At 68.2% G+C, this 23,220-nt stretch carries 29 protein-coding genes and 1 pseudogene; 16 read left to right on the forward strand and 14 right to left on the reverse strand.

The annotated features are described in order from the left end of the window. The first annotated feature begins 156 nt into the window (after positions 1-156). The 5 genes from OG963_RS42080 (at position 157) to OG963_RS42100 (ending at position 5,814) form a co-directional block, all read left to right on the forward strand. A complete protein-coding gene (locus OG963_RS42080; RefSeq protein ID WP_362275391.1) occupies positions 157-603 on the forward strand; it encodes a hypothetical protein in 447 nt (148 codons plus the stop codon). A 104-nt stretch (positions 604-707) separates the two neighbouring features. Beyond that, on the forward strand, positions 708-1,631 hold the full coding sequence (locus OG963_RS42085; protein WP_371800165.1) for a hypothetical protein: 924 nt from the start codon (positions 708-710) through the stop codon (positions 1,629-1,631). 118 nt (positions 1,632-1,749) lie between these two features. Then, positions 1,750-2,955: a permease gene (locus OG963_RS42090; protein ID WP_371800166.1), complete on the forward strand. Its 1,206-nt coding sequence runs from the start codon at positions 1,750-1,752 to the stop codon at positions 2,953-2,955. A gap of 623 nt (positions 2,956-3,578) precedes the next feature. Next, positions 3,579-5,081: an MFS transporter gene (locus OG963_RS42095; protein ID WP_371800167.1), complete on the forward strand. Its 1,503-nt coding sequence runs from the start codon at positions 3,579-3,581 to the stop codon at positions 5,079-5,081. A 136-nt stretch (positions 5,082-5,217) separates the two neighbouring features. Further along, positions 5,218-5,814 (forward strand): HD domain-containing protein, encoded by a 597-nt coding sequence (locus OG963_RS42100; protein ID WP_371800168.1) that lies wholly within the window; start codon positions 5,218-5,220, stop codon positions 5,812-5,814. Positions 5,815-6,042: 228 nt separating this feature from the next. On the opposite strand, the gene OG963_RS42105 is transcribed toward OG963_RS42100, so the two are convergent. Further along, positions 6,043-6,414: a hypothetical protein gene (locus OG963_RS42105; RefSeq protein WP_319740517.1), complete on the reverse strand. Its 372-nt coding sequence runs from the start codon at positions 6,412-6,414 to the stop codon at positions 6,043-6,045. Positions 6,415-6,591: 177 nt separating this feature from the next. On the opposite strand from OG963_RS42105, the gene OG963_RS42110 reads away from it, so the two are divergent. Beyond that, complete coding sequence (locus tag OG963_RS42110) at positions 6,592-6,777, forward strand: hypothetical protein (RefSeq protein WP_371800169.1); 186 nt, start codon at positions 6,592-6,594, stop codon at positions 6,775-6,777. 156 nt (positions 6,778-6,933) lie between these two features. On the opposite strand, the gene OG963_RS42115 is transcribed toward OG963_RS42110, so the two are convergent. Next, on the reverse strand, positions 6,934-7,497 hold the full coding sequence (locus tag OG963_RS42115; protein ID WP_319740519.1) for a GNAT family N-acetyltransferase: 564 nt from the start codon (positions 7,495-7,497) through the stop codon (positions 6,934-6,936). A gap of 590 nt (positions 7,498-8,087) precedes the next feature. On the opposite strand from OG963_RS42115, the gene OG963_RS42120 reads away from it, so the two are divergent. Next, complete coding sequence (locus OG963_RS42120; RefSeq protein ID WP_371800170.1) at positions 8,088-8,288, forward strand: hypothetical protein; 201 nt, start codon at positions 8,088-8,090, stop codon at positions 8,286-8,288. Positions 8,289-8,349: 61 nt separating this feature from the next. On the opposite strand, the gene rpsR is transcribed toward OG963_RS42120, so the two are convergent. Genes rpsR through rpmG form a run of 4 tightly spaced genes read right to left on the reverse strand, consistent with a single transcriptional unit; the run spans position 8,350 to position 10,255 of the window. Then, positions 8,350-8,601, reverse strand: a complete 252-nt coding sequence (gene rpsR / locus OG963_RS42125; protein ID WP_371800171.1) for a 30S ribosomal protein S18 — start codon at positions 8,599-8,601, stop codon at positions 8,350-8,352. A 49-nt stretch (positions 8,602-8,650) separates the two neighbouring features. Then, positions 8,651-9,805: a GTP-binding protein gene (locus OG963_RS42130; RefSeq protein WP_371800172.1), complete on the reverse strand. Its 1,155-nt coding sequence runs from the start codon at positions 9,803-9,805 to the stop codon at positions 8,651-8,653. Further along, complete coding sequence (locus OG963_RS42135; protein WP_362275419.1) at positions 9,805-10,059, reverse strand: type B 50S ribosomal protein L31; 255 nt, start codon at positions 10,057-10,059, stop codon at positions 9,805-9,807. Before OG963_RS42135 ends, OG963_RS42130 begins: the two co-directional genes overlap by 1 nt. A gap of 31 nt (positions 10,060-10,090) precedes the next feature. Beyond that, a complete protein-coding gene (rpmG, locus tag OG963_RS42140; RefSeq protein WP_371800173.1) occupies positions 10,091-10,255 on the reverse strand; it encodes a 50S ribosomal protein L33 in 165 nt (54 codons plus the stop codon). Between the two features lie 70 nt (positions 10,256-10,325). Here rpmG and rpmB point away from each other — a divergent pair, with 70 nt between their 5' ends. Beyond that, positions 10,326-10,562, forward strand: a complete 237-nt coding sequence (gene rpmB, locus OG963_RS42145) for a 50S ribosomal protein L28 (protein ID WP_371800174.1) — start codon at positions 10,326-10,328, stop codon at positions 10,560-10,562. After that, the gene (rpsN, locus tag OG963_RS42150) at positions 10,562-10,867 is read left to right on the forward strand and encodes a 30S ribosomal protein S14 (protein WP_319740524.1); all 306 of its coding nucleotides are present in this window, start codon (positions 10,562-10,564) and stop codon (positions 10,865-10,867) included. The genes rpmB and rpsN overlap by 1 nt, the downstream gene beginning before the upstream one ends. Before the next feature lie 389 nt (positions 10,868-11,256). On the opposite strand, the gene OG963_RS42155 is transcribed toward rpsN, so the two are convergent. The 8 genes and pseudogenes from OG963_RS42155 to OG963_RS42190 form a co-directional block, all read right to left on the reverse strand. Continuing rightward, positions 11,257-12,048 (reverse strand): ABC transporter permease, encoded by a 792-nt coding sequence (locus OG963_RS42155; protein ID WP_319740525.1) that lies wholly within the window; start codon positions 12,046-12,048, stop codon positions 11,257-11,259. Further along, positions 12,045-13,031, reverse strand: coding sequence for an ATP-binding cassette domain-containing protein (locus tag OG963_RS42160; protein ID WP_371800175.1), 987 nt, complete (start codon positions 13,029-13,031; stop codon positions 12,045-12,047). The genes OG963_RS42155 and OG963_RS42160 overlap by 4 nt, the downstream gene beginning before the upstream one ends. A gap of 324 nt (positions 13,032-13,355) precedes the next feature. Next, the gene (locus OG963_RS42165) at positions 13,356-13,682 is read right to left on the reverse strand and encodes a DUF1048 domain-containing protein (protein WP_371800176.1); all 327 of its coding nucleotides are present in this window, start codon (positions 13,680-13,682) and stop codon (positions 13,356-13,358) included. A gap of 1 nt (position 13,683) precedes the next feature. Beyond that, positions 13,684-14,040, reverse strand: coding sequence for a DUF1048 domain-containing protein (locus OG963_RS42170; protein ID WP_371800177.1), 357 nt, complete (start codon positions 14,038-14,040; stop codon positions 13,684-13,686). Further along, positions 14,037-14,363, reverse strand: a complete 327-nt coding sequence (locus OG963_RS42175; protein ID WP_030927653.1) for a PadR family transcriptional regulator — start codon at positions 14,361-14,363, stop codon at positions 14,037-14,039. Before OG963_RS42175 ends, OG963_RS42170 begins: the two co-directional genes overlap by 4 nt. A 667-nt stretch (positions 14,364-15,030) precedes the next feature. Continuing rightward, complete coding sequence (locus OG963_RS42180) at positions 15,031-15,822, reverse strand: DUF429 domain-containing protein (protein WP_319740528.1); 792 nt, start codon at positions 15,820-15,822, stop codon at positions 15,031-15,033. A gap of 239 nt (positions 15,823-16,061) precedes the next feature. Next, positions 16,062-16,157, reverse strand: a pseudogene (locus tag OG963_RS42185) (AraC family transcriptional regulator); the annotation flags it as partial. A gap of 620 nt (positions 16,158-16,777) precedes the next feature. Then, complete coding sequence (locus OG963_RS42190) at positions 16,778-17,326, reverse strand: MarR family winged helix-turn-helix transcriptional regulator (RefSeq protein ID WP_371800178.1); 549 nt, start codon at positions 17,324-17,326, stop codon at positions 16,778-16,780. 135 nt (positions 17,327-17,461) lie between these two features. On the opposite strand from OG963_RS42190, the gene OG963_RS42195 reads away from it, so the two are divergent. The 7 genes from OG963_RS42195 to OG963_RS42225 all read left to right on the forward strand — a co-directional run bounded on the left by OG963_RS42195 (position 17,462) and on the right by OG963_RS42225 (position 23,209). Next, positions 17,462-17,977, forward strand: a complete 516-nt coding sequence (locus OG963_RS42195) for a YceI family protein (protein ID WP_371800179.1) — start codon at positions 17,462-17,464, stop codon at positions 17,975-17,977. Between the two features lie 227 nt (positions 17,978-18,204). Then, a complete protein-coding gene (locus tag OG963_RS42200) occupies positions 18,205-18,555 on the forward strand; it encodes a hypothetical protein (protein ID WP_371800180.1) in 351 nt (116 codons plus the stop codon). A 109-nt stretch (positions 18,556-18,664) separates the two neighbouring features. Continuing rightward, positions 18,665-19,072: a hypothetical protein gene (locus OG963_RS42205; protein ID WP_371800181.1), complete on the forward strand. Its 408-nt coding sequence runs from the start codon at positions 18,665-18,667 to the stop codon at positions 19,070-19,072. Positions 19,073-19,215: 143 nt separating this feature from the next. Next, the gene (locus OG963_RS42210) at positions 19,216-19,953 is read left to right on the forward strand and encodes a response regulator transcription factor (RefSeq protein WP_319740532.1); all 738 of its coding nucleotides are present in this window, start codon (positions 19,216-19,218) and stop codon (positions 19,951-19,953) included. Then, the gene (locus OG963_RS42215; protein ID WP_371800182.1) at positions 19,940-21,934 is read left to right on the forward strand and encodes a sensor histidine kinase; all 1,995 of its coding nucleotides are present in this window, start codon (positions 19,940-19,942) and stop codon (positions 21,932-21,934) included. Before OG963_RS42210 ends, OG963_RS42215 begins: the two co-directional genes overlap by 14 nt. A gap of 122 nt (positions 21,935-22,056) precedes the next feature. Continuing rightward, positions 22,057-22,500: a hypothetical protein gene (locus OG963_RS42220; protein WP_371800183.1), complete on the forward strand. Its 444-nt coding sequence runs from the start codon at positions 22,057-22,059 to the stop codon at positions 22,498-22,500. Between the two features lie 73 nt (positions 22,501-22,573). Next, positions 22,574-23,209: a class F sortase gene (locus OG963_RS42225; protein WP_362275441.1), complete on the forward strand. Its 636-nt coding sequence runs from the start codon at positions 22,574-22,576 to the stop codon at positions 23,207-23,209. Positions 23,210-23,220: the final 11 nt, after the last annotated feature.

Here is a 23,220-nt window from a genome sequence, read left to right on the forward strand (position 1 = left end):
GTAGTTCGCCCCATCTCGCGCCTGAACTATGTGAGGTCGGACCGGCACACGGGCTTGTCGTTCCGAGGTTCGCGTGAATCCTACCGAGACAGCTCATACCCTCCCCGGGTATGGTCGGTAACACGCGCAGAGCGAGAAGGAAGAAGGAGCATCGCCGTGGACAGCACTCAGGCAGGCAGGCAGGGCATCGCCCGACTGCTGGCAGTGTGCGCTGTGCTGCTCGGCCTGTTCTTCATGCACGGCGCACCGGCCACTGCCGCGGAGGGATGCCACGGCACCATGACCGCGAGCGCGGCCTCGCCGATGACCGGCGGCCACGACGCCACCATGATGACCACGGTCCACGCCCCCGCCTCGCACGGTCCCGGCCCTGCTGTCCGGGCCGCAGACGCATCGGGAATGCCCGGCGCTCTGTGCGTCTCGACCCCGGCCCACGAGCGGATTCCCCTGCCCGCGCCCGCCATGCTCGGCGTGGCAGGCGCAGCGGTGCTCGCTCTTTGGAGCCTGCTCCGACTGGGGGCAGCGTTCGGCGGGACGGGGCGGCGCGGACCACCGGAAGGTGGACGAGACCTCCTGCTGAAGGTGTGTACCGCGCGGACGTGACAGGTGCGCGCCGGATCCCGGCCACAGGCCGGGACCGGCACCGTGCCCTGCTCGTTTCCGCGCATCACCGGTGTGGTGCGCCCACCCGGAAAGACCCCACTTCGATGATCACCTCGTCCCGTTTCACCGCGCGCCGCCGGGGCCTCGCAGCGGCGTGTGTCGCAGCCGCTCTCGCACTGACGTCGGCCGCCTGCGGTTCCCCCGGTAACTCCTCGTCCATGCCCGGCATGGACCACGGCGCCGTGTCCTCCGCGTCTTCCTCGCCCGGCGCGTCGCCGACGACGGGTGGCATGCCCGGCATGGACATGGCCTCCGGCAACGGCCTGTCCGACACCCAGTGCGGCTACCGTCTCACCTCCAAGGACGCGACCCTGCCGTCCGGCAAGCGGACCGCCTACCGGTTCACGATCACAGGCCCGGACGGCAAGCCGGTCACCGACTTCGCCCTCGACCAGACCAAGCGGATGCACTTCTACGCCATCCGCTCCGACCTGACCGGTTTCCAGCACATCCACCCCACCCGGGCGGCTGACGACACCTGGAGTGCGGACCTGGCTTCCCTCGCCCCCGGCTCCTGGCGCATGTTCGCCTCCTTCACCCCGGATGCCGGCTCCGGCAAGGGCAAGGACTTCGTGCTGTCGCGCACTCTCACCGTGCCCGGCAACGCTACAAAGACCCCACTGTCCGCGCCGACCACCACCACCGAGGTCGACGGGTACACCATCACGGTCGAGGGAGAGCCCATGGCAGGGATGGCGCACCCGCTGACCGTCTCCGTCTCCAAGGGCGGCAAGCCCGTCACCGATCTGCAGCCCTATCTGGACACCTACGCCCACCTGACCGCCTTCCACGAAGGGGACGCCGCGTTCGCCCACCTCCACCCGACCACCAAGGTGACCGGCGATCACGGCGGCCCGGACCTGAACTTCCACGCCGAACTGCCCACCTCCGGCAACTGGCGGCTGTTCCTGCAGTTCCGGACCGGCGGCACGCTCCACACCGCTGCCCTGACCCTGCGCGTCGGCTGACCCCTGGCGGGGCGCCGCCTCATGCGGCGGCGTCCCGTACCCCGGCCCGGCGAACCCACCTCTCAATGGGGGCGTGTCCGCCGGCCGTACGCCGCGCCGTGCAAGGAAGGCTGCACAGATGCACGCCGTACTGCACGCACTGTCGATCACCGGATCCATGACCTGGGAAATCACCTGGGCCCTGATCCTGGGCTTCGCCCTGTCCGCCGTCGTCCAGGCCGTGGTCCGCAAGTCCACCATCGTCTCCCTGCTCGGCGACGACCGTCCCCGCACCCTTGCCGTCGCCGCGGGCCTGGGCGTGGCGTCCTCGTCCTGTTCCTACGCCGCGGTGGCGCTGGCCCGCTCCCTGTTCCGCAAGGGTGCGAACTTCACCGCCGCGATGGCCTTCGAGATCGCTTCCACCAACCTCGTCGTCGAGCTCGGCGTCATCCTCGCGCTGCTGATGGGCTGGCAGTTCACCGCCGCCGAATTCGTCGGCGGCCCCATCATGATCGTCGTACTGGCTGTCCTGTTCCGCCTGTCCTTGCGTGAAAAGCTCCTGCGCCAGGCCCGCGAGCAGGCGGAACGGGGGCTTTCCGGGTCGATGGAGGGCCATGCCGCGATGGACATGTCCGTCCAGCGCGAAGGCTCCTTCACCCGGCGCCTGTTCTCCCGCGAAGGCTTCACCGCCACCAGCCACGTGTTCGTCATGGAGTGGGCGGCCATCCTGCGCGACCTGGTCGTCGGCCTGCTCATCGCCGGCGCCATCGCCGCCTGGGTGCCGGACTCGTTCTGGCGCACCTTCTTCTTCGACGGCCACCCGCTCGCCGCCAAGTTGTGGGGGCCCGTCGTCGGCCCGCTGGTGGCGATCGCCTCGTTCGTGTGTTCCATCGGCAACGTGCCGCTGGCGGTGGTGCTGTGGAAGGGCGGCATCAGCTTCGGCGGCGTGGTGGCGTTCATCTTCGCCGATCTGCTGATCCTGCCGATCCTCAACATCTACCGGAAGTACTACGGAGCCAAGACGACCGCCTTCCTCCTCGGCACCTTCTACCTCGCGATGGTCGTCGCCGGGTACGTCGTCGAGTTCGCCTTCGGCGGCCTCGGCCTGATCCCCGACCAGGCCCGGGCGAAGGTCCCCATGGAAGGCATCAGTTGGAACTACACCACCTGGCTCAACATCGCCTTCCTCGTCCTCGCCGGCATGCTCCTGGTGCGCTTCTGGCGAACCGGCGGCCTGTCCATGCTGCGCAAGATGGGCGGCTCACCCGGCACCGGCCATGACCACGCCGACCACATGCAGCACGGGCACCGTGCCGGGGACATCCACGGCGGACACACCCAGTGAGAAGGCGGCCCTCCACCCGCGAGTGAAGGGTTCGTCCCGCACCCGGGCCGACCCGGGAGCACCCCGGACATGCTCGAGTACCTCCGTGACAGCCACCTTGCCGCGCGTCCTGCCGAGCCCGGACGGCAAAATCGTCCCGTCACCCGATCCGAGCGGCAACGGAGGCTCCATGCCGCCCAGCCGGTCCGCCCAGCTGTACAACTCGAGGTCACTGAAGGGGACCTCATATGCCTCGGCGATCAAGATCCGGGTGTCGCATCTGGTTGCTCGATGTCTGGATGCTCGATCCCGCTCGTAGCACGCGGCCGGCCTGCTCCCACGCGTTCGTCGACGGCCCGTGCCACCGTCGCGCGGGGCCGCGCGTGGGCTGCCCGTGCCAGGTCCGGATAGGCTGTGTGACCGGAGTTGTTCTCGGCCGCGCGGCATCGGCCAGGTCGGGTTCGGGCACAGAGCGAGACTCTGAGCGCCACGATGTGATCTCCGGGCCGTGTGTAGTATCAGAGCACTGGAAGTAAAAACGTGTGTTCACTGCTGGGTATCGACGCCGGTTGATGAAGTAGGGGCCACACGCGTATACGCGGTATCGGACGATCCGCCACTTCTTCACATCGAAGGAGTGCGCAGTGAATGTCCGTCGTAATGGAGCTGCCGAGAATATCGGCGCCCCGGCTGCTTTTGGTTCGCCGCGTTCCCTCCGTGAAGTAGGGGTAGCCCTGGCAGGGCTGTCGACGGTGTTTCTGTTCGAGATGCTGGACAACTCGATCCTCAACGTCGCCCTGCCGACCATCGGCCGCGAGCTGTCGACGTCGACGACTGTGCTGCAGTGGGTCACGGGCGTGTATGCCGTCGTGTTCGGCGGGCTGATGCTGGCCCTTGCCGCGCTGGCTGACCGAGTTGGCCGCCGCAAGGTCATGCTGGTCGGGCTGGTGCTGCTGGGTGTGGCAAGTCTGGCAACCGCGTTCGTCACCACGGTGGAGCAGCTCATCGCGATCCGCGCGGCGATGGGCGTCGCGGCGGCGATGACGACGCCGGGCTCGCTCGCGTTGGCGTTCCGTCTGTTCGACGATGACGGGCTCCGCGTCCGTGCGACGACACTGATCTCGACCGTGGGCCTGGTCGGGCTCGGCATCGGGCCCACGGCAGGTGGCTTCGTGCTCGCGTTCGCTCCGTGGCAGGTGCTGCTGCTGGTGAACGTGCCGATCGCCGCACTCGCGTTCGTCGGCATCCGGCGCGGCATCCCCGCTGACAAGCCGGACGAGCTGCACCGCGACCCGATCGATGGCGCAGGTGCCTTGCTCGGCACGGCCACGATCGTGCTCGCGCTGGTTGCACCGACGCTGTTCGTCCACGCGGGCACCGCAGCGCCTCTCCCGTGGCTGGCCACGGCAGCGGCCATCGTGATGGCAGTGCTGTTCGTCGTACGCGAGCGTTCTGCCCGCCATCCGTTGCTCGATCTCGAACTCGTCACTCGCCCACTCGTGTCGAGCGGCTTGGCGTTCAAGGCCGCCGCAGGCCTTGCGACTGCCGGCCTCGGCTACCTCGTGACCCTGCAGCTCCAGTTCGATTGGGGCTGGACCCCCGCCGAAGCGGCCATGGGAATGTTGCCGCAGGTCGTCGTGCTCATCCCCGGCGGTGCTCTCATCGGTCCGCTGGTCATGCGCGTCGGCCTCGACAAGGCAGCCTGGCTCAGCGCTTGTGCTGTCGTGTGCGGCCTCGCCGTCTACGGGCTGCTGGGCCGCTTCGGGTACGTGTGGGTCGCCCTCGCGCTCGTGCTTGTCGCCGCCGGCATGCGCGTCGTAGGTGTCGTCGCAGGGACCAACGTGATGCGTGGCCTCCCTGCCGACCGCACCACCATCGGCGCGGCGCTGGTGGACACCGCCGGCGAGGTCACCACCGGAATCGGCATCGCCGTCAGCGGGACCGTCCTCGCAGCGTTCTTCACCGGCGATCTCGCCACATCGAGCTGGAGCACTCACCAGACCACGGAATTCCGCGAGGCGATCACCTGGGCCGGCCTCGCACTCACGGTCTTGGCTGCGGCGATGGTGGGATGGGGCATCCTCCGTGCCCGTCGCGTCGCGGACAGCACGCTGCGATCGCCCGCGGCCGATGCGGACGTCGAGTAGGCACAAGGTACTGTCGCTGACCTGGGAGATCGGGCCTGCGTGCCCATGCGCCCTCGGGCGGGCTGCGGGAAACCTCGCGGGGTTCCGGTGCCTGGAGGACGCAGGCCTGCGGCTCTGTCGTTGTTAGGCTCGCGGGATGGCGGCACCGAGTGCGGACGATATCCGTGAGTTGCATGAGAAGTATGCGCCTTCATCTGAGGCATTTGATCTTGTCTTCACGCATTGCGAGATTGTGTGGACTATCGCTGAGCAACTGATTGCGGTGTCGGACTGCGGTGTTGATGCTGATCTCGTTCGGGCCGGCTGCCTCCTCCATGACATCGGCGTCTATCGCCTCTACGACCGGGACGGGGTGTTGGACCAGCAGAACTATGTGCGACACGGCGTGCTGGGCCACGAGATCCTCGTGGACGAGGGCTTTCCGGAGGAGCTGGGCCGATTCTGCTCGTGCCACACAGGAGTAGCGCTGACGAAGCAAGACGTGGAGCGTCAGCGCCTTCCGCTGCCGCCGGCCGACTACCTCGCCGCGACTGCCGAGGAGCGGCTGGTGATGTACGCCGACAAATTCCACACCAAGACCACGCCGCCGAAGTTCGTCACCGCAGACTCCTACGCCACATACATCAGCCGCTTCGGTGACGACAAGGTGGCCGCCTTCCAGGCCCTGCGCAACACATTCGGAGCCCCTGACCTGGCTGAACTGGCGGCTGCGCACCAGCACGCCCTTGCCTGACGCGCCTGTGGTTTGTCCACGAGATCGAGTTATGGCTCAACTTCTTTACTCAGTCGCAGTATGTGTCGGCGGAAGTCACTTGGCAGCGGCGCGCTGATCGCCAGGTCTTCGTCGAGTTTGGTAGCCAGGTCCATGGCAAGGGACGGGACGTGGCAGGTGGCCCACTGCTTGGCGAGGGAGAGGAAGCCGTGCAATGCGTCACGCCCGGAATTCAGAATTCCCACCAGGTCACGCACCGGGATCTCGATAGGACGCGCTGAAGGAGCCCTTGTTGCTTCTTCTCCGCCGTCGGCCCACAGCCGGATGAGCTTGTCGGCATGCGCGATCCTCGGCGGGATCGTGGCCGAGCCACGGCGTTTCTCCAGTCAGGACGTCGAGCCACTCGCGCCAGTCCTCCAAGCCGCAAAAGCATCCCGGGCTCACTGTGACGCCGATGTCGGTGCGGCGGATGCGCAGACCGCCTGGCGCGATGATCTTCTCCGCCTCCAGCAGGCGACGAACCTGTTCGCCTGTGTCTGTCACAGGACTGTCGTCGCCGGACGCATAGGAGTTGTATTCAGCCAGGGCCGCCAGTGCAGCACCGATTTCCGGCAGGGACATGCGATGAGAGAGTGCCAGGAGACGATAGGGAGGCAGGTCAGCCGCCGGCCACAAGAGAGGCCAGTGGCGTCCACGGTTTCCAGTACGGCGTCCACGATCAGCACTGTTCCGTGTCGCCTCGCACGGCCCAAGGTGCCGTTTTTTTCTGGCAGGGATCATGTCGCCAGGAGAACGTGCTTGCGGAGGAGGGCGTTCGACGACGCCGGAGTTCCAGGGGAGGGTGAGGCCGGCGATGACGGCGTCACGGTCGCGGTCCATGCCCGCTGCGAGAGTGTGGAGGCCGGGGCGATCGTCGTTGCGGACGCCATCGAGTCAGTCGGGCAGCCGCTGGCCTTGGCGCGCGGTGAGGAGGTGAGGATCTGAGCGAGCGAGCGGACGTGTGCGGTGAGGGCTTCCAGCTGGGAGCAGTGGGACCAGGACGGCCCTGCGACGGTGCGAGTGCCCTGCCTCGGTTACCCGGATCCGCATGTGGGTGGTGCGGGTAGGTCTGCGAGCGGGACTACGAGCCGATGACGGGGGTCATCTACGGGTGGCCTGTTGCGGAGGTGCCGGAATCGTGTCGGCGGTCAGAGCCCATCGTTCGTGGTCCTGCCAGGTCCCGTTGATGTACTGAAAGCCCGGTGAGTACCCCTCGCGACGGAAACCCAGGCGTTTGACCAGCTTCAGCGATGCTGTGTTCTCGGGCTGGATGTTCGCCTCGAGCCTGTGCAACCCGAGGTCCGTGAAGGCGAACTGCATGACGAGACGGAGGCCTTCGGACATGTAGCCGCGTCCGGTGGTGGACGCATAGGCGACGTAGCCCAGCATGCCGCTCTGCATGGAGCCTCGCACGATGTTGTTGATATTGACGCCACCAACGATTGCACCGGTCTGCCGGAGGCAGATGACCAGTCCTTCGTGCGTGGGCTGGGCGATGCGGTCGAGGAAACCGTCGAACGCTTCCCGGGTGCTGTCACGTATAGGTATCCACGGGTGGTGGAGCTCGGCGCTGTCGTGCGTCAGCGTGGTGATCTCCTCGTAGTCGTTGCCGCAGACGTGGCGTATCGCGACGCGGTCTGTGCGGATGAGGTAGCGATTCGACATCCGCTGATCCTAGTCAGTTGGGCTGCTGACCTGCCCTCAACCGTCCGACGGGTGGTATCGGCGGAGTGGTCAGGGCGGAACCGGACCGGGCCGTGATCATGTCTTCCGTCAACCCGACCAGAACGGCCAAGGGGCGCTGTCCCCGATCGAAGCCCGCATCCGTGGGGCACTCCATCGTCCTTACCCTCTTCGACCGTCCTGCAGGTCACCGGTTGGATGTTGCGCCGCCCTGACCGGCTCCGGGACGAAGAGCGCAAACGGCGCGCCGGAGGCCTTGCCCGTTGCCCTTGACTCGATGCCGCGAGTCGATTCGTCCGCGCTTTCGCCGAGATCCTCACCCCTCGCTCCTGCCGGTACCTCGACGGTGTGGAGCCCCCTCGCGCGCGGCCGGCTCGCCCGGCCCTTTGACCAGGCGAACACCTGAGAGCGCGGCCACCGATGGCTCCTACGCCGACATGCTCTACAAGGCCAACGCCGAACGCGACCGGGCCGTCAGCGGGAATGAAGCATGGCCCGCAGGTGCCATCGCTCAAATTGTGAGAGTTCTGCAGGAGCCCCCAGCGTGATCATGTTTCCGCAGGCGTACCCGCATGCGTGCGATCATGCGTTCGCTGACACGGCAGGGGGACGTGGATGCTGGTGTATGGGTGACGGTCTGTCTGCCGACCGAGGCCGCAGACGAGATCGATGGGGCGCTGGCAGAGGCTCTCACACCGTTCTACCCCGACACGGATGACAACTCCGTCGACCGCAGGATGCGCGCGCCAGGGTTTGCCGGATCGAAGTGGTGAAAGCCGCCGTCCTGATCTCCTCGGGACGGCGCAATTCCGCCCCGCCGTGTGCATCACCGGTTCATTGCGCCGCCCCCACGCGGGCAGCGTACGGCAGGAGCGCCATCTCCCGGGCGTTCTTGATTGCTGCGGCGATCTGCCGTTGCTGCTGGGCGGTGACGCGAGTGATGCGGCGGCTGCGGATTTTCCCGCGGTCGGAGACGAACTTCCGCAGCAGGTCGGTGTCCTTGTAGTCGATGTACGTGATCCCGGCCCCGTCGAGTGGGTTGGGGCGGGACTTGAGCGGCTTGTGGGGGTAGTGACGGCGGGCCATGAGTGTTCCTTCGTCGGTTCGGATTCCGGCTTGGTGTCTGATGCCAGGGCTACGAGACGGGGTCGAGGAGGGAGTCGAACGCGGCCGGCAGGTGCCTCCACGCCTCGGGACCGGCGGCGTACTCGTCGTCGGTGAGCAGGCAGGACTCGAGCAGCTGTGCCAGGCCGTCGCGGTCGAGGCCGGGAGAGGTGAAGACGAGGTGCTGGCAGCAGTCGCCGTGCTCGGGGTGCCAGTCCAAGGCGGCAGCCGCCCGGCGCATCGGGGGGACCATGTCCCATGCGGCGTCCGGCAGGGAGGCCAGCCACGGGCCGGCGTTTTCCACGCACAGTGCGCCTCCTGCGGCGTCCCAGGCGAGCAGGGTGTCAGGGCGGTCGGCGAGCCAGAACCGGCCGCGGCTGCGGGCGGCGCTGCAGCAGAGGTCTTCCAGTGCCTGGTAGAGGCGTTCGGGGTGGAAGGGGCGGCGGCGGTGCCAGACGAGGGTGGTGACCCCGGCGTCGTCCGCTTCCTGGGGAAGCCGTGCGCAGGCCGGGTGCTGGGCGGCGGCTGCCGCTTCCACGTCAAAGCCGGCGAAGGCCAGTCGGGCGAGTTCGCCTGATCCGGCGGGCACCCTGTGGGCAGTCGGGTGGAGCTGGGCAAGAAGAGCGCGGTCCTCGTCGTCGGCGTCATCGCTGTCGACGAGAGCGAGCACGGGCGCGTACTCCAGCTGCCGTGCCCAGGTGTCGCCGACCGTGCGTTGATCGGTGGCGGCAGCGGCGAGACCGACCTTGGCCAGGTCGTCTCCGTTGGTGAGGTAGGGCAGCACGAGCGCGGGGTCGACGGCGGTCATCACGTTGGTGAGATCGAGGGCTTCGCCGCCGTGCGCGACGACGACTTCTGCCATCGCCTTGGGTTCGACGGAGTCCCACAGTTCGACGATCGCGAGGCGGGTCAGACCGTCGGCGGCCAGGCGCTCCAGCTCGGGGACCAGGTCTTCGCGCAGCGCGCAACAGGCGCAGTCGTTGACGAGCGGGGCATCGCCGCACGACAGCTCGCCCGAGGAGTCGTGCACCCGGCGCCGCAGGGTGCCTTCGGCCGCTGTGGCCAGGTCATGGTGGAGGGCGACGCTGCCGGGGACGGTGCGCAGGAGGCGGTCGACGACTTCCCTGCGGGCGTCGGAGTGGAGCCCGCCGACGATCACGACGGGCAGTCGGGGCTGGTTCTGCATCAGTGCGCCTCGCGTCGGACGTAGCGGCGCTCGAATCGCTCGACGCGGCCGGCGGTGTCCAGGACGCGGGCGGTGCCGGTGTAGAAGGGGTGGCTCACGTTCGAGATCTCGACGTCGACGACCGGGTAGGTGTTGCCGTCGTTCCACTCGATGGTCTTGTCGCTGGTCATGGTGGAACGGGTGAGGAAGGCGGAGCCGGCCGCTTTGTCGCGGAAGACGATGGGGCCGTACCGGGGGTGGATTCCGGGCTTCATGGTGTGGTCCTTCAGTGCAGGGGTGGTGGGGTCAGCGTTCTTCGCGGAAGTCGACGTGCTTGCGCGCGATCGGGTCGAACTTGCGCAGGACCATGCGGTCGGGATCGTTCCGCCGGTTCTTGCGGGTGACGTAGGTGTGGCCGGTTCCTGCGGTGGAGCGCAGCTTGATGATCGGGCGTACTTCGGTGCGGGCCATGGGGGCTAGTATATGACAATGGTTTCCATTTTCAAATGGACCATCCATTCGAAGAGAGGCAGGTAACACCTTGTCCGCCCACTGCCAACTGACCGGCGCCCAGACGGGCTTCGGCAACAACATCTCCCACTCGCACCGGCGTACGTCCCGGCGTTTCGACCCCAACATCCAGCGCAAGCGGTACTGGCTGCCCAGTGAGGGCAGGCACGTGTGTCTGACGATCAGTGCGAAGGCGATCAAGACGATCGACAGCATCGGTGTCGAGGCGGCCGTGGCCCGCATCCGGGCCCGGGGGGAGAGGGTCTGATGGCCAAGCAGAGCAAGATTGCGAAGAACGAGAAGCGCAAGGCGATCGTCGAGCGGCACCAGGCACGGCGCGCCGAGTTGAGGGAGATCATCCGCCGCCCGGGCACCCCGGAGCCGGAGCGGTCTGCTGCTCTGGCGGAGCTTCGGCGGCAGCCACGCGATGCCAGCGCGACTCGGGTGCGTAACCGGGACAGCGTGGACGGCCGGCCCCGGGGATACCTGCGGCAGTTCGGTCTGTCCCGCGTCCGCATGCGCGAGCAGGCCCACGCCGGATCCCTCCCCGGAGTGGTCAAGTCGTCCTGGTGATGGCCCCGCCCTGGTGGGGGATCGGCGATGGCGAGGCCCGTCCGGCCCAAGTCGCCGTCACGTGGACCCGTCGCCGTGTCGACATCGCGGGCCTGGCCTGGATCCATGGTCGGTAGTGCGGTGACCGAGGGGCCGTGCACCCCCGCACACAGCAGTTCGGCGCCGTCCGCGCCGGGAAGGCGGCCGCGAGGACGTCGCGGGCGGTGAGCCGGCGAGCTGCTTCGCGCCGAGCCCGGGGTTGCGGAAACGGGCTCGGTGCGACGTGGCGGGAGCGGGCCGGAGCCGGCCTGTCATGGGCCATGGCGATCAGCCCCGCCTCCGCCCGGGCATACGGGTGTTGACCTGCGCGCGGACGGGGCGGGGCGAGCTACGGGAGGCGGGCGTCGCGTCTACTTCGGGTCGCGGTTGAACTGCGCCGTCGACCAGCGGTAGCCGAGCGCGATCAGGCAGACGCACCAGGCGATCGCGATCCAGCCGTTGTAGCCGATCTCGGTGCCGAGGAGCAGGCCGCGGAGAGTTTCGATGGCGGGGGTGAAGGGCTGGTACTCGGCGATGGGCTGGAACCAGCCGGGCATGGTGTCGGCCGGGATGAAGGCACTGGAGATGAGAGGGAGGAGGATCAGCGGCATGGCCATGTTGCCGGCCGCCTCGGGGTTCGGGCCGGCCAGGCCCATGCCGACTGCGATCCAGGTCAACGCCAGGGCGAAGAGCACGATGAGCCCGAATGCTGCCAGCCACTCCAGGGCGGTTGCGTCCGTGGAGCGGAAGCCGATTGCCACGCCGATGGCGCCGACGAGGACCACGCTCATGACGGATTGCAGCACGCTGCCGAGGACGTGCCCGATGAGCACCGAAGGGCGGTAGACCGCCATCGTGCGGAAGCGGGCGATGAGGCCCTCGGTCATATCCATGGAGACGTACACTGCGGCCCCGATCACGGTGCTGCCGATGGTCATCAGCAGCAGGCCCGGGACGATGTAGGCGATGTAGTCGGAGCGGTCGGCGCCACCGCCGCCGATGCCCGTGCTCATCACGTCGCCGAAGATGTAGACGAAGAGCAGCAGCATCATGATCGGCGTGAGCAGTAGATTCAGGGTGCCTGACGGGTAGCGCCGCGCGTGCAGCAGGTTGCGGCGCAGCATCGTGTTCGAGTCGCGTACAGCGAGGGAGAGGGAGCTCATCGGACGGTCTCCTTGGCCTGGTCGGGGACGTTGACCGGGCCCGTCAGGGCGAAGAACACGTCGTCGAGGTCCGGGGTATGGACGGTCAGTTCGTCGGCCTCGATGCCGGCGGAGTCGAGCCGGTCGAGAATGGAGCGCAGTTCGCGCTGGCTGCCGTCGCTCGGGATGGACAGCGACATTGCCTCGTCGTCCCGGGTGACCTCACGCAGGGCGTCAGCGGCGCACTGGTACAGGTCCGGGTCGGTGAAGCGGAGCCGGATGTGCCCGCCCGGGATGAGCCGCTTGAGTTCCTCGGCAGTGCCCTCGGCGGCGATCTTGCCGTCGTTCAACACGGCGATGCGGTCGGCGAGTTCGTCGGCCTCCTCCAGGTACTGGGTGGTAAGGAAGACGGTCGCGCCGTCGGAGACGAGTCCGCGGATGATGCCCCACATGTTGTGGCGGGAGCGCGGGTCGAGCCCTGTCGTCGGCTCGTCGAGGAAGATGATCCGCGGGCCGCCGACCAGCGTCATCGCGAGGTCGAGGCGGCGCTTCATGCCGCCGGAGTAGGTCGAGGCGGGCTTCTTCGCGGCCTCCGCCAGGTCGAAGCGCTCCAGGAGTTCGGCGGCGGTACGCCGTCCCTCCCGCTTGGAGAGGTGGTGCAGGTCCGCCATGAGGAGCATGTTCTCCTCGCCGGTGATCAGGCCGTCGACGGCGGAGAACTGGCCGGTGACACCGATCGCGGCACGGACCGCCTGTGGGTCGGCGGCCAGGTCGTGGCCGCCGACGTGCAGGTCACCGGCGTCGGCGGTGATGAGCGTGGACAGGATCTTCACGACGGTGGTCTTGCCGGCGCCGTTCGGCCCGAGCAGCGCGAACACGGACCCGGCCGGGATGCGCAGATCGATACCGTCGAGGACGACCTTGTCGCCGTATGACTTGCGTAGCCCGACAGCGGAAACCGCGGTCGGCGGCGGGTGACCGACACCAGGACTGGATGTGGGCATGACAGGCAAAGGCAAGGTGACTTCCTTCCGGAGGCTGAAGACGCAGGGGGAGTGGAAGCTGTTTCGGCTCGAATCGAGTGGTGGTCCGTGACCACGCGTCACTCGTACCGTCTTGGGGAATGGTGTCGTGCGGCCCGCCGCCGGAGACCCGCCCGCCGGGGGCGCCGGCATGGCTGAGCCAGGTCTCGCCGACCGGCTCAACCACCTCGGTGGACAGGTCTCCGGCGGCTTCTGGTGGCCGGTCGGCCCGTCGCCTGTTCGCGCTGTGCCCTGGCGAACGAACCGCACGTGCGGGCTACGCCCACCGGCAGGATGCGGCGGGTGCTACTTCTCGGCCGTGCCGGGCTCCCCGCTGATGGACTCCTGATAGACGTCCGCATAGGTGCGTGAGTCCTTGATCAGGTCGTCGCAGAACGCGGCGACGTCCGTGCCGATGAGTGCCAAGACCCCCTTGCCCGAGGCAGCGCCCTCCTCGAAGAAGTCGACGATCCCGGGGAGCAGGGGCCCGTCAGGCAGGTCGATCGGTCCGACCTTGAACAGGTACCTCTGAATCTCCTTGTAGACGATCTGGTAGTCCGGCGGGAGCGCCTTGACCCGAGCCATGTGCGCCCGCCACTGCTTCTTGCCCTCGATGATGTCCTGGATGCCCACGTCAGCCTCCCAGCCGGCTCAATTTCCTGGCGACGTTCCTGTTCAACTGCTCGCGCCACCGGTCGCGATAGGTTCGAGCCCCTTCTCCACCGGCCAGCGCCGTGCAAAAGCCTCGAATGTCGTCGCCGAGCACCTCGTGGACGCTCTGCCCGTCCGCCGCTGTTTCCTCGAGCAGCCCCAGGGCTGCGTCGAGGATCGGCATCAGGTTGCGGCCGGTGAAGCCCCCATGGGGAAAGAGATCAACCTTGATCTGTCCCCACGCCGCCCGATATTCGTCCGGCAGGGCCTCGGCCCGGGCTTCGAACGCCTTCCATTCCCTGGTGAGATCGCTGCCTGTGATCGTCTCCCAGAAGTTCATCTCCCGCCCTCCTTGAGCCTGTCGATGCGTGATGAGACGTACTGCCATTTCGCCCAGAACTTCGCGAGTTCTTCGCGTCCGGCGTCGTTGAGCGCGTAGAACTTTCGCGGCGGACCGACCCCGGATGGTCGTTTCGTCACCTGGACGAGTCCGTTCCGCTCCAGCCGCAGCAAGATGGTGTACACCGTCCCCTCGACGACGTCGGCGAAGCCGAGTTCGTTCAGTTGACGGGTGATGGCGTACCCGTAGGTCTCCTCGCCGGCGATGATCTCGAGCACGCACCCTTCGAGCGTGCCCTTCAGCATCTCCGTCAGGTCGTCCATCGCTAGTCCTCCTCGGCCGCATCGGTACTGCGTAGTACCGAGTACCACTATACGGTATCACCGAGTAGTGGAGGTTGTCAGCGATCGGCGAACACGGACCGGACTCTGCGATCTGCGATCTGCCAGCGAAGGAAGAGATCCGGTGTGACGTGGACCTCGGTCCACTGGTGTTCGAAGGGGACTTCACCGATCGCGACGCCGCGCGCCAAACCTCCGCCGGCAGTCTTGCCTTGTGCGGTCTCGGCGCCTCCCCCTGACCCCAACATGCGCAATTTGACGGACAATTGGCAGGACAGGGACGCGCATTCATCGTCACGGCCGGCGCCTGCGCCGGTGCCGTCCCTGTCGCCAATGAGCCGGAAGCCTGGATGCCGGTCCCCGCCCCTGGGCCGAGCGCGAGCCCACCACCGGCCAGCCCGTCAGCCGCCGGGGCGTGCCGGTGGTGGGGCCTCTCACGCGTGGTGACGGTGTGTGGGGGTGGGGGCAGCCTTCGGGTGCTTCAACGGGAGGGGCGGCGGTGGGGTGGCCGACATGGGGCGAGAAGGAGTGCCATCGGGACCGCGACATCCATCCCGCTGACGGCCAGGTCATGGCCCTGGCGGGCCCGTACGAGTAGTGGCGTGACCCGGATATCGACAATGACGACGACACCCGGCCGCGTGGCTGATCATCCGGTGGACGTCGAACGCTGCATCGGAGCCACGTCTTCGTGGTGCGGCAACAGTGCCAACGACCCCGGGACCGGCAGGTGGATCCAGCCCTCGATTCGGGCGTCGTCGAGCTGTGCCACCTCGGGGCACGCGGTCAGGCCGCAGGCCACCGCACGCGCTGTCAACGCGCATACCAGCGCGTCGAAGGCATGCTCATTCACGTCGTAGGCGCGCATCGTCGGCGCGTCGCACCGCAGCCATGGCGTGGCGGCAAGCAGGGCATCCATCCGTCGGGGGCCGTCGAGAAGCTCCCAGCGGTGCCGGGATGCCTTCGGGTACACCTCGGCGATGGGCCCACGTCCCGTCCGGTCGACACGAACGCCGCGACGGTTGAGCTCGTCCTCCAGGTGAGCCCACCGTGCCACCATGGCGCCGATCCGGTCAAAGGGAGCCGGTAGCGGCGGCTTGACCGGGTGGATCTGGTCACGCACGATCCGGTCTGTCAGTCGGTACCGTAAGCAGTCCTTCCGGTAGCGCTCGCTGTCCTGGCCACGGCCCGGCCATGGGCCCCCGACGAGATGCACCCCGACCGCGCGCACAAACTCGGCCGGCCACCCGAACGGCGTGTCGACGCCGGCCTGGTCACCGGGACGCAGCCCTGAGAGCTCGTTGAGCAGCACGTCATCAGTGCACTTGAGTGCGGGTGGCCCGACCACGGCCATTCCGTCCTCCGTCCACTCCAACACCGACATCGCCGTTTTCGAACGGTCAGCCGACAGATCGATCCCCACCGTGCGCATGCCGCCCATGGTGGCAGGTCCTGCATGCGCGCAGTCCTTGGATGCCGCTGCCAGCCGCGGTCAACTGGATGCCACCGGGCGGAAATTGCTGGAGCAGTACTGATCACCGGCTGCCAACACCTCGTACAGGGCGGGTGGTTCCCTGCTCTGCGGGAGAACCAGTGATCCCGTTGAGCCCTGTGACCTGTGGAGATCGTGGAGCGATCCTCGCTGCCCCTTGCACGGTCCTCCGCCGCGATCAAGCCGGTTCAGGGAAGGACACCTGCCGGATTGCGCACGCTGTGACGCAGACGGGCGGCGTCCCGGCTGGGAGGCGCGCCGAACTGGCGGCGGTACTCCCGGCTGACCAGGCGTTCGCCTGCAGCCCCACGAATCTCCCACCCTTCGAGTACGTGACGGGCATCAGCAGGGCGTGACACGGCGCCGGCGAGCAGGAGAGTGCGATCTCCAACCTTGGAGCGCCTGCGGTTGGTCGGGAAGACGGTTCCGCCGAAGTCGGCTCTTGCTCTTCTGCGCTGGTCTCGTCCTCGATCAGGCCGTAGAGGAGGTCGGTCTTCGTGGGCGCTGCCCGCGGCCGGCCCGGTGGCCGGGGCGCGGGTCACCGGGGGGCAGATGCAGATCTGCTCGGCGAAGGCCTCCACCTCGAAGTGGTCCGTATCGTTGCCGCCAGTCCTTCCCCCGGTGACAGTCCCGGAGCGGCCGCCCGGGCGTCCGGGCTCGGCTACCGGGTGCAGAAGCGGTCCGGGATTGATCTTGTGTTCCGGCCGCCGGGGAGCGGTCTAGGGCTTGGCGGCTCTGCACGCACGGGTCGCCTCGCTGGTCGCGGCGGCTCAAGGTCGAGACTGGGAGGGCGGGCCTGTGGACAGCGTCCGGTGCCGGCCGGGGAGAAATCTGCTCCGGGCCGTTCTCCGGCAGTGAACTAGGAACGTCCGCCATCGAAGTCGGACCGGCTGTGACGAGTGAGTCAGGCTCCGGAGAGTTCTGATCGAGATGGGCGCGCCCCAGGGCTGGGTCCGAGGACTGTGTTGTCCTCGGTATCCGGCGGCTTCGGCAGCAGGCTGTGCATCAGCGCGCAGTCGTGCGAGCCCTCCAGGCCCTTGATGGCTCGGGTGACGGCTTCGGCCAGCGCGCCGGAGGCTTCTCGAAGGAGCTGCTGTGCCTTTTCGGTGAGCGTCACCTGGATGCCCCGTCGGTCGCCGCAGGCGGTGCTGCGGGTGATCAGTCCGGCGTGCTGGAGGCAGGCGACCTGGTAGGTGAGCCGAGTCTTGGGGCGGCCGAGGCGTTCGGCGATCTGCGTCATGCGCAGGCCGGTGGCAGGCCCGTCGGCCAGAAGGCACAGCACGAGGAACTCGTCGTGGGAAACCCCGAGCGTCTCCTTCACGCGGGAACGCAGTTGCTGCTCGATCGCGCCGGCCGCGGCCAGCAGCCCCATCCAGGCCCGCAGTTCGGGCGGCAGCAAGGCGGACTCGCCGGTCGCGTCACGTCCGGGCAGGTCGGCGGGGAGGGTGGCCATGGTGCCCCAGTGTACCTGTTGTTCAAATTTGGAGTATCGGCTAGCCTCCAGTCATCCAAATTTGGACGACTGGAGGGAAGGCATCGCGCCCCGCCCCCGTTCCACCCAGCTCAGGCATCCCATCAGGGGGACCGCATGTCCATGGCAGTCGAAACCGGAACCTGGCAGCTCGACCCCACCCGTTCCACCGTCGGCGTCCGGCACAAGACGATGTGGGGCATGGTCACCGTGAAGGGCACCTTCACCGGTCTCACAGGCGGGGGCGAGGTGGGCCCCGACGGTTCCGCCAGCGGTTCGATCACCCTGGACGCCACCTCCCTGGACACCAAGAACGCCAAGCGCGACACGCACCTGCGGTCCGCCGACTTCTTCGATGCGGATCGGCACCCCGAGCTCACCTTCGCCGTGCACAGCGCGACTCCGGCGGACGACAGGACGGTCCAGGTCGCCGGTCAGCTGACCGCGCGGGGCATCAGCCGCCCACAGTCCTTGACCGCGCACCTCACCGAGGCGAGCACCGAAGCAGTCACGCTCACGGCGGAGTTCACCGTGGACCGGGAACAGTTCGGCATGGGCTGGAACCAGCTGGGCATGATACGCGGCGCAACCACCGTCACCGCATCCCTCCACTTCGTCCGCGCGACGTCATGAGGGGGGCCCGCTCAAAGGGCGTGCCTCTTTGATGTGTCGGCCAGCCGATCGGATAAGCCTGTTCGTTTAGTGATCACTGATGCGATGTGAGATCGGATCGAGCCGTCGATGCCGGCCGATCCGGTCCGCGGAAGGCGGTGGGCCGAACACCGCCGCAGGTTTCGTCCAGCCCCGCATGACGACACCGGCGATCACGAGGAAGCGGATGCATGAGACCCCTCTCGGAAATGACCGAACGCGAGTACTTCGCCAGCGTCGGCCAACGTCCCGGCATGTTCGTCGGCAAGACCTCCTTCCACATGCTGACGGCATTCTTGACTGGCTATGACCAGCACGCCCTACGGCACGGCGGCCACGGACTCGCCGGCTGTCACGACTGGCTCGTTTCCCGCCGCGGGAGCGACTGCAATCACGCCTGGCCCGGCCAGGTCCTCCACATCGCTCTCCCGAACGGCTGGGACGACATCTGGAACCTCCCGCATGAGGACGACCAAGGCGCGATCAAGGTTCTGTTCGAGCTCCTCGACGAGTTCGCGGCCGAGCGCGAAGCAGCACAGGGCGCACAATCCTCGGATTGACTGAGGCACCTGGCCGCACCGCGCCTCGGTCAGGACGACCCACTGCTGGACATGGCCACGACGTGGTTCACCTTCACCGAGACGGGACAGACGACCGGTGACGGCCGCCGTGGGCGCAGACGAAAACGACCACGTCTCCTACGCCGGTGCGCTGCTCGATGCCCTCGTCGCCGACCCAGGACTCCAGCGCCTCAGTCAGTGGCGCGCACCGGAGTTCCCCGAGGCATCGGAAGCCGAGATCGATTCCCTCGTCGCGAAATCCACCGAGATCGCCGACAGCTACGGCGTCGGGCTCACCTTGGCCACCGACCTGATGATGATCGCGCTCGGCGCCGCGATGGCCTGGAATGCCACAGCTGAACGCATCCGCAACCCGCTCGGCGAACCCGAAGAGCAGCGCACCGCCGTCCGCTGTGCCGCCCGTGGACCCGGTGCCCTCGCTGTCGACGCTTCTGCGCACGGTGCGCCGGGACCTGATCACGGGGGAGTGGGACGGCCTGACCGCGGGCCCGGATGACCGCTCGAGCTCATGATGTGTTCGGCACACGACCTGCGAAATGGCCCCTGTCCCGTCCGGCCTGCACCGTCACAGTAGTTCGGAACGGCCGACCGACAGCCTGCCCACCGGACTGCACCCCGCACTCACCTACGATCGACCGCGTGTGCGCAAACGTCATCGTCGCCGAAGACGACAAGAAGCAGGCTGAACTCGTACGCCGTTACCTCGAACGCGAGGGCCACGCGGTCACGGTCGTCGGGGACGGTCTCGCCGCCCTCGACGAGGTGCGGCACGGTCAGCCCGACCTGCTCGTCCTCGATGTGATGATGCCGCGGGCGGACGGGCTCGATGTGGTGCGTGTCCTGCGCGCCGAGCACCGGGAGCTGGCGGTGCTGATGCTGACGGCCCGGACCACCGAGGACGATCTGTTGCTGGGCCTCGACCTGGGCGCGGACGACTACATGAGCAAGCCGTACAGCCCGCGCGAACTGATGGCCCGGGTCCGTACGCTTCTGCGCCGCACGAATCGGCCGGAACAGGCGAACCCCGCCCCGGAAGCCGTGGATGAGGTGCTCAGCGTAGGCGCAATCAGGGTGGACACCGCCCGGCACGAGATATCGGTCGACGGCACGGCGGTGGAATGCACGCCGGGCGAATTCCGTATTCTCGCCGCGATGGCCGCCGAGCCCGAGCGCGTTTTCAGCAGACAGCGGCTCCTCGCGGAGCTGCACGGCTTCGACCGGTACATCAGCACCCGCACGGTCGACGTGCACATCATGAACCTGCGCAAGAAGATCGAGCCCGCGCCGCGCAAGCCGACCCGGCTGCTCACCGTCTTCGGCGTGGGTTACAAGCTGACCGACCCTGCCGCCACGAGGGCGTCCCGTGCCTCGTCGTAGTCGACAGGGTCTGCGGGACCCGCAGCGTCTGCCGCTGCGCAAGAGCCTGCTCGGCCGACTGCTCGCCGTATCGGCACTGGTGGCGGCCTGTTCGGTGGCGGCCACGGCATGGCTCGCCGTACAGACCACCTCGGGTGCGATCAAGCAGGAACAGGGCCAGAACCTCACGGCGGACGCCCGTATCTACAACAAGTTGCTCGGCTACGCGGCGGGCCATCCCCGGTGGGACGGCGTCGCGGAGACCGTGCGTGATCTGGCTCGCCAGTCGGATCGCCGGATCGCGCTGACCAGCCAGAACCGGGAAGTCATTGCCGACTCCGCGACCGGCTCGTCCCCGCCGTCGTTGCCCACGCAGGCCTCGGCGATCGTCGACCCGCTGTCCGTGGACACGGCGCTGGCAGCGCAGACCGCCGGTACGAACGACACAGTGGCCGACCGCGTCGACCCGCGAGCCGTCGGGCCGTTCCGGTTGCCGACGGCGGAGCGTACGCAGTTGCGCCGCGCCGCCGACGAAGGCGTGTCGTGTCTCAATGACGCAGGGATCGCCTCGGACGTCGTCGAGGGGCCGAGCGGGCGCCCTCACATCCAGATCGTGGGCAACGATCCCGACCGCATCCTGGGCACCAGATGCGCCACCGACGCACTGGACGAGCCCACCAGGACCGAGAAGAAGGCGCTCGGCACGCTCAACAAGCTGGCCAATGCCTGTCTGGCCCGACAGGGCCGGACGGTCGTCCACCTACGCCTGGACCTCTCCTGGGACCAGGGAAGCAAGCCTGAGCCGAGCGCGGCTCCGGCCCGCAGGTCCTCCGCCCCCACACCCGTACCGGCCGTCCGGAGCAGTGACGCCGACCGGGCGATCGCGTCGTGCGTGGGCACCGCCCGCCACGAGCAGCTGAGCTCGTATGTCGCCTCGCCCGCGCTGCTGTTCATCGGGGACGCGAACGGCGCCACCGTGCCCGGGTTCGACCTCTCACCGGCGAACACTGCTCGGATCGCAGGCGTCGCCGCGCTCGTCCTCGCCCTCACCGTCGGCGCTTCGGTGCTGGCCGGCGCCCGGCTCGTACGTCCGCTGCGGGCGCTCACGGGGGCCGCCCAGCGGATGCGGGACGGTGAGGAGTCGGCGGCCGTACTGGTCGCCGACGACAACGAGATCGGGCGCCTGGCCGCAGCCTTCAACGACATGACGGCACACCGTGCGCGCCTGGAGGAACAGCGGAAGATGATGGTCAGCGACGTCGCCCACGAGCTGCGTACCCCGCTGAGCAACATCCGCGGCTGGCTGGAGGCCGCGCAGGACGGCCTGGCCGACCCCGAGCCGGCGTTCATCTCCTCGCTCCTGGAGGAAGCGGTCCAGCTGCAGCACATCATCGACGACCTCCAGGACCTGGCCGCGGCCGACGCGGGCGCGCTCCGCCTGCACCCGGAACCGGTTCGGATCCTCGACCTCCTCGGACAGATCACCGCGGCGCATCGGGCCCGGGCCGAAACGGCCGGTGTCACCCTGGTGGTAGGCATGCCGCCGTCCGGATCGCCGTCCCCCGAACTGACCGCCGACCCGGTGCGACTGCGGCAGGCCATCGACAACCTGGTGTCCAACGCGGTGCGTCACACGCCGTCGGGGGGACACGTGACGTTGCGCGCGTACCGGACCGATTCGGGGGACGAGGTGGTCGTGGACGTCACCGATACGGGCACCGGCATTTCGGCCGAGGACCTCCCGTACGTGTTCGACCGCTTCTGGCGAGCCGAGAAATCCCGGAATCGCCGAACCGGCGGCAGCGGTCTCGGTCTGGCGATCGTCAGGAAGCTCGCCGAGGCGCATGGTGGCGGGGCGAGCGTGGCGAGTACGGAAGGGAAGGGCTCGGTCTTCACGCTACGGCTGCCGTCGGGCCGGGCGGCGAGCGAGCCGGGGCAGGTCCCAGGCCGGCGAGCAGAGGGCGCGGACCGTCGCGGATCGTCCACCGGTCATCAGGGCTGATGCGATGACCACAGCGCTCTGACAGCTTCTTCACAAGGTCCCGCCAGGCTGACGGCATGTCCGGCGCCTGGTCCGAATCGGCATCCAGGCACCACCAAAGCCGGCTGGAACTGGAGTCACGTATGTCCCACCGTCCCCGAATGTCCTTGCGAACTGCCGTCCTGACCGCTGTCGCGGCGGGCGCGGTACTCGTCCCGTCGGCCACGGCCGACGCATCGGTCGCCTCCGACGCAAAGCCCAAGCCTTCGGTGGCCGCCACCGAGCGGACCCCGGCGCCTGCCAGGGGAACCGATGCGAGCAAGCCCGCCCGGGGCGAGGCGCCCTCGGCGGCGCCCCGTGGCGGCGTGGCCGCGGGCGACCGGCCCAGCGCGGTCCCGGCCCCGGCCCGCCCCTCGAAGCGCGACGCCACCGAGCCCCGTGGCGGGGTGGCCGCGGGCGAGCGCCCGATGGGTACGACGAGCGACAACACCACTGCCCTCGCGGGCTCGGCCGCTGCCGCGTTCGTCCTGGCGGGCGCGGGCACCCTCCTCCTGCGCCGCCGCGTGGCCGTGCACCGCAACGGCTGACCACCAGCAGTGGCGCCGCCCCAGCTGGGGCGGCGCCACTGCCTGTTGCCGCACCTTCTCGACTGGAACCCACATGCCCCGTACTCACCACCGGCTGCGGCGATCCGCCGCACACCCGACGCATGTCTGCCTTGCCCTCATCCTCGCTCTCGCTCCACTCGCCGGCTGCATGACCCACGCCGCGGAGAAGCCGCCGCCCGCCCCCTCGCACCACTCCGCCAGGACGCCGTCGTATCGCTCCTCCGCCGCCCCCGAGGCCGAACAACCCGCGGCCCCCACCCAAGTGGCCATCCCCTCGATCGGCGTGACGAGTTCCCTGATGCGACTCGGCCTCAACGCGGACGGCACCGTAGAAGTCCCACCGGCGGAGAAGGGTATGACAGCAGGTTGGTACACGGGAGGCGCGATCCCCGGCGAGCGCGGAGCAGCCGTGGTCATCGGGCACAACGACACCCGATTCGGCAGGGCTGTCTTCCACGATCTCAAAAAGATCGGCAAGGGCGCGGACATCGTCATCCGCAACGAGCGAGGTCAGGTGGCCCACTTCACCGTCACCGGCACGGAATCCGTGAGCAAGAAGGCATTTCCCACGAAGAAGGTGTACGGCACGACCAACGGCCGGGTTCTCCGTCTCGTCACCTGCGACGGCACCTTCGACGCCCAGGGCCACCCGGTGAACAACCTGATCGTCTACGCGACGCTGCGATGACGGAGGGCAAT

This window comes from Streptomyces sp. NBC_01707 (assembly GCF_041438805.1).
In the GTDB taxonomy this organism is placed as follows: domain Bacteria; phylum Actinomycetota; class Actinomycetes; order Streptomycetales; family Streptomycetaceae; genus Streptomyces.

Coding starts and splice junctions, on each gene's coding strand:
- OG963_RS42130 (WP_371800172.1), bottom strand. CDS start 9,805: ATGCAGAACCAGCCCCGACTGCCCGTCGTGATCGTCGGCGGGCTCCAC.
- rpsR (WP_371800171.1), bottom strand. CDS start 8,601: ATGGCCCGCCGTCACTACCCCCACAAGCCGCTCAAGTCCCGCCCCAAC.
- OG963_RS42225 (WP_362275441.1), top strand. CDS start 22,574: ATGCCCCGTACTCACCACCGGCTGCGGCGATCCGCCGCACACCCGACG.
- OG963_RS42120 (WP_371800170.1), top strand. CDS start 8,088: ATGCGTGCGATCATGCGTTCGCTGACACGGCAGGGGGACGTGGATGCT.
- OG963_RS42195 (WP_371800179.1), top strand. CDS start 17,462: ATGTCCATGGCAGTCGAAACCGGAACCTGGCAGCTCGACCCCACCCGT.
- OG963_RS42175 (WP_030927653.1), bottom strand. CDS start 14,363: ATGGACGACCTGACGGAGATGCTGAAGGGCACGCTCGAAGGGTGCGTG.
- OG963_RS42160 (WP_371800175.1), bottom strand. CDS start 13,031: ATGCCCACATCCAGTCCTGGTGTCGGTCACCCGCCGCCGACCGCGGTT.
- OG963_RS42105 (WP_319740517.1), bottom strand. CDS start 6,414: ATGTCCCTGCCGGAAATCGGTGCTGCACTGGCGGCCCTGGCTGAATAC.
- OG963_RS42115 (WP_319740519.1), bottom strand. CDS start 7,497: ATGTCGAATCGCTACCTCATCCGCACAGACCGCGTCGCGATACGCCAC.
- OG963_RS42100 (WP_371800168.1), top strand. CDS start 5,218: ATGGCGGCACCGAGTGCGGACGATATCCGTGAGTTGCATGAGAAGTAT.
- OG963_RS42220 (WP_371800183.1), top strand. CDS start 22,057: ATGTCCCACCGTCCCCGAATGTCCTTGCGAACTGCCGTCCTGACCGCT.
- rpmG (WP_371800173.1), bottom strand. CDS start 10,255: ATGGCCCGCACCGAAGTACGCCCGATCATCAAGCTGCGCTCCACCGCA.
- OG963_RS42155 (WP_319740525.1), bottom strand. CDS start 12,048: ATGAGCTCCCTCTCCCTCGCTGTACGCGACTCGAACACGATGCTGCGC.
- OG963_RS42085 (WP_371800165.1), top strand. CDS start 708: ATGATCACCTCGTCCCGTTTCACCGCGCGCCGCCGGGGCCTCGCAGCG.
- OG963_RS42090 (WP_371800166.1), top strand. CDS start 1,750: ATGCACGCCGTACTGCACGCACTGTCGATCACCGGATCCATGACCTGG.
- OG963_RS42180 (WP_319740528.1), bottom strand. CDS start 15,822: ATGGGCGGCATGCGCACGGTGGGGATCGATCTGTCGGCTGACCGTTCG.
- OG963_RS42190 (WP_371800178.1), bottom strand. CDS start 17,326: ATGGCCACCCTCCCCGCCGACCTGCCCGGACGTGACGCGACCGGCGAG.
- OG963_RS42200 (WP_371800180.1), top strand. CDS start 18,205: ATGACCGAACGCGAGTACTTCGCCAGCGTCGGCCAACGTCCCGGCATG.
- OG963_RS42135 (WP_362275419.1), bottom strand. CDS start 10,059: ATGAAGCCCGGAATCCACCCCCGGTACGGCCCCATCGTCTTCCGCGAC.
- rpsN (WP_319740524.1), top strand. CDS start 10,562: ATGGCCAAGCAGAGCAAGATTGCGAAGAACGAGAAGCGCAAGGCGATC.
- OG963_RS42170 (WP_371800177.1), bottom strand. CDS start 14,040: ATGAACTTCTGGGAGACGATCACAGGCAGCGATCTCACCAGGGAATGG.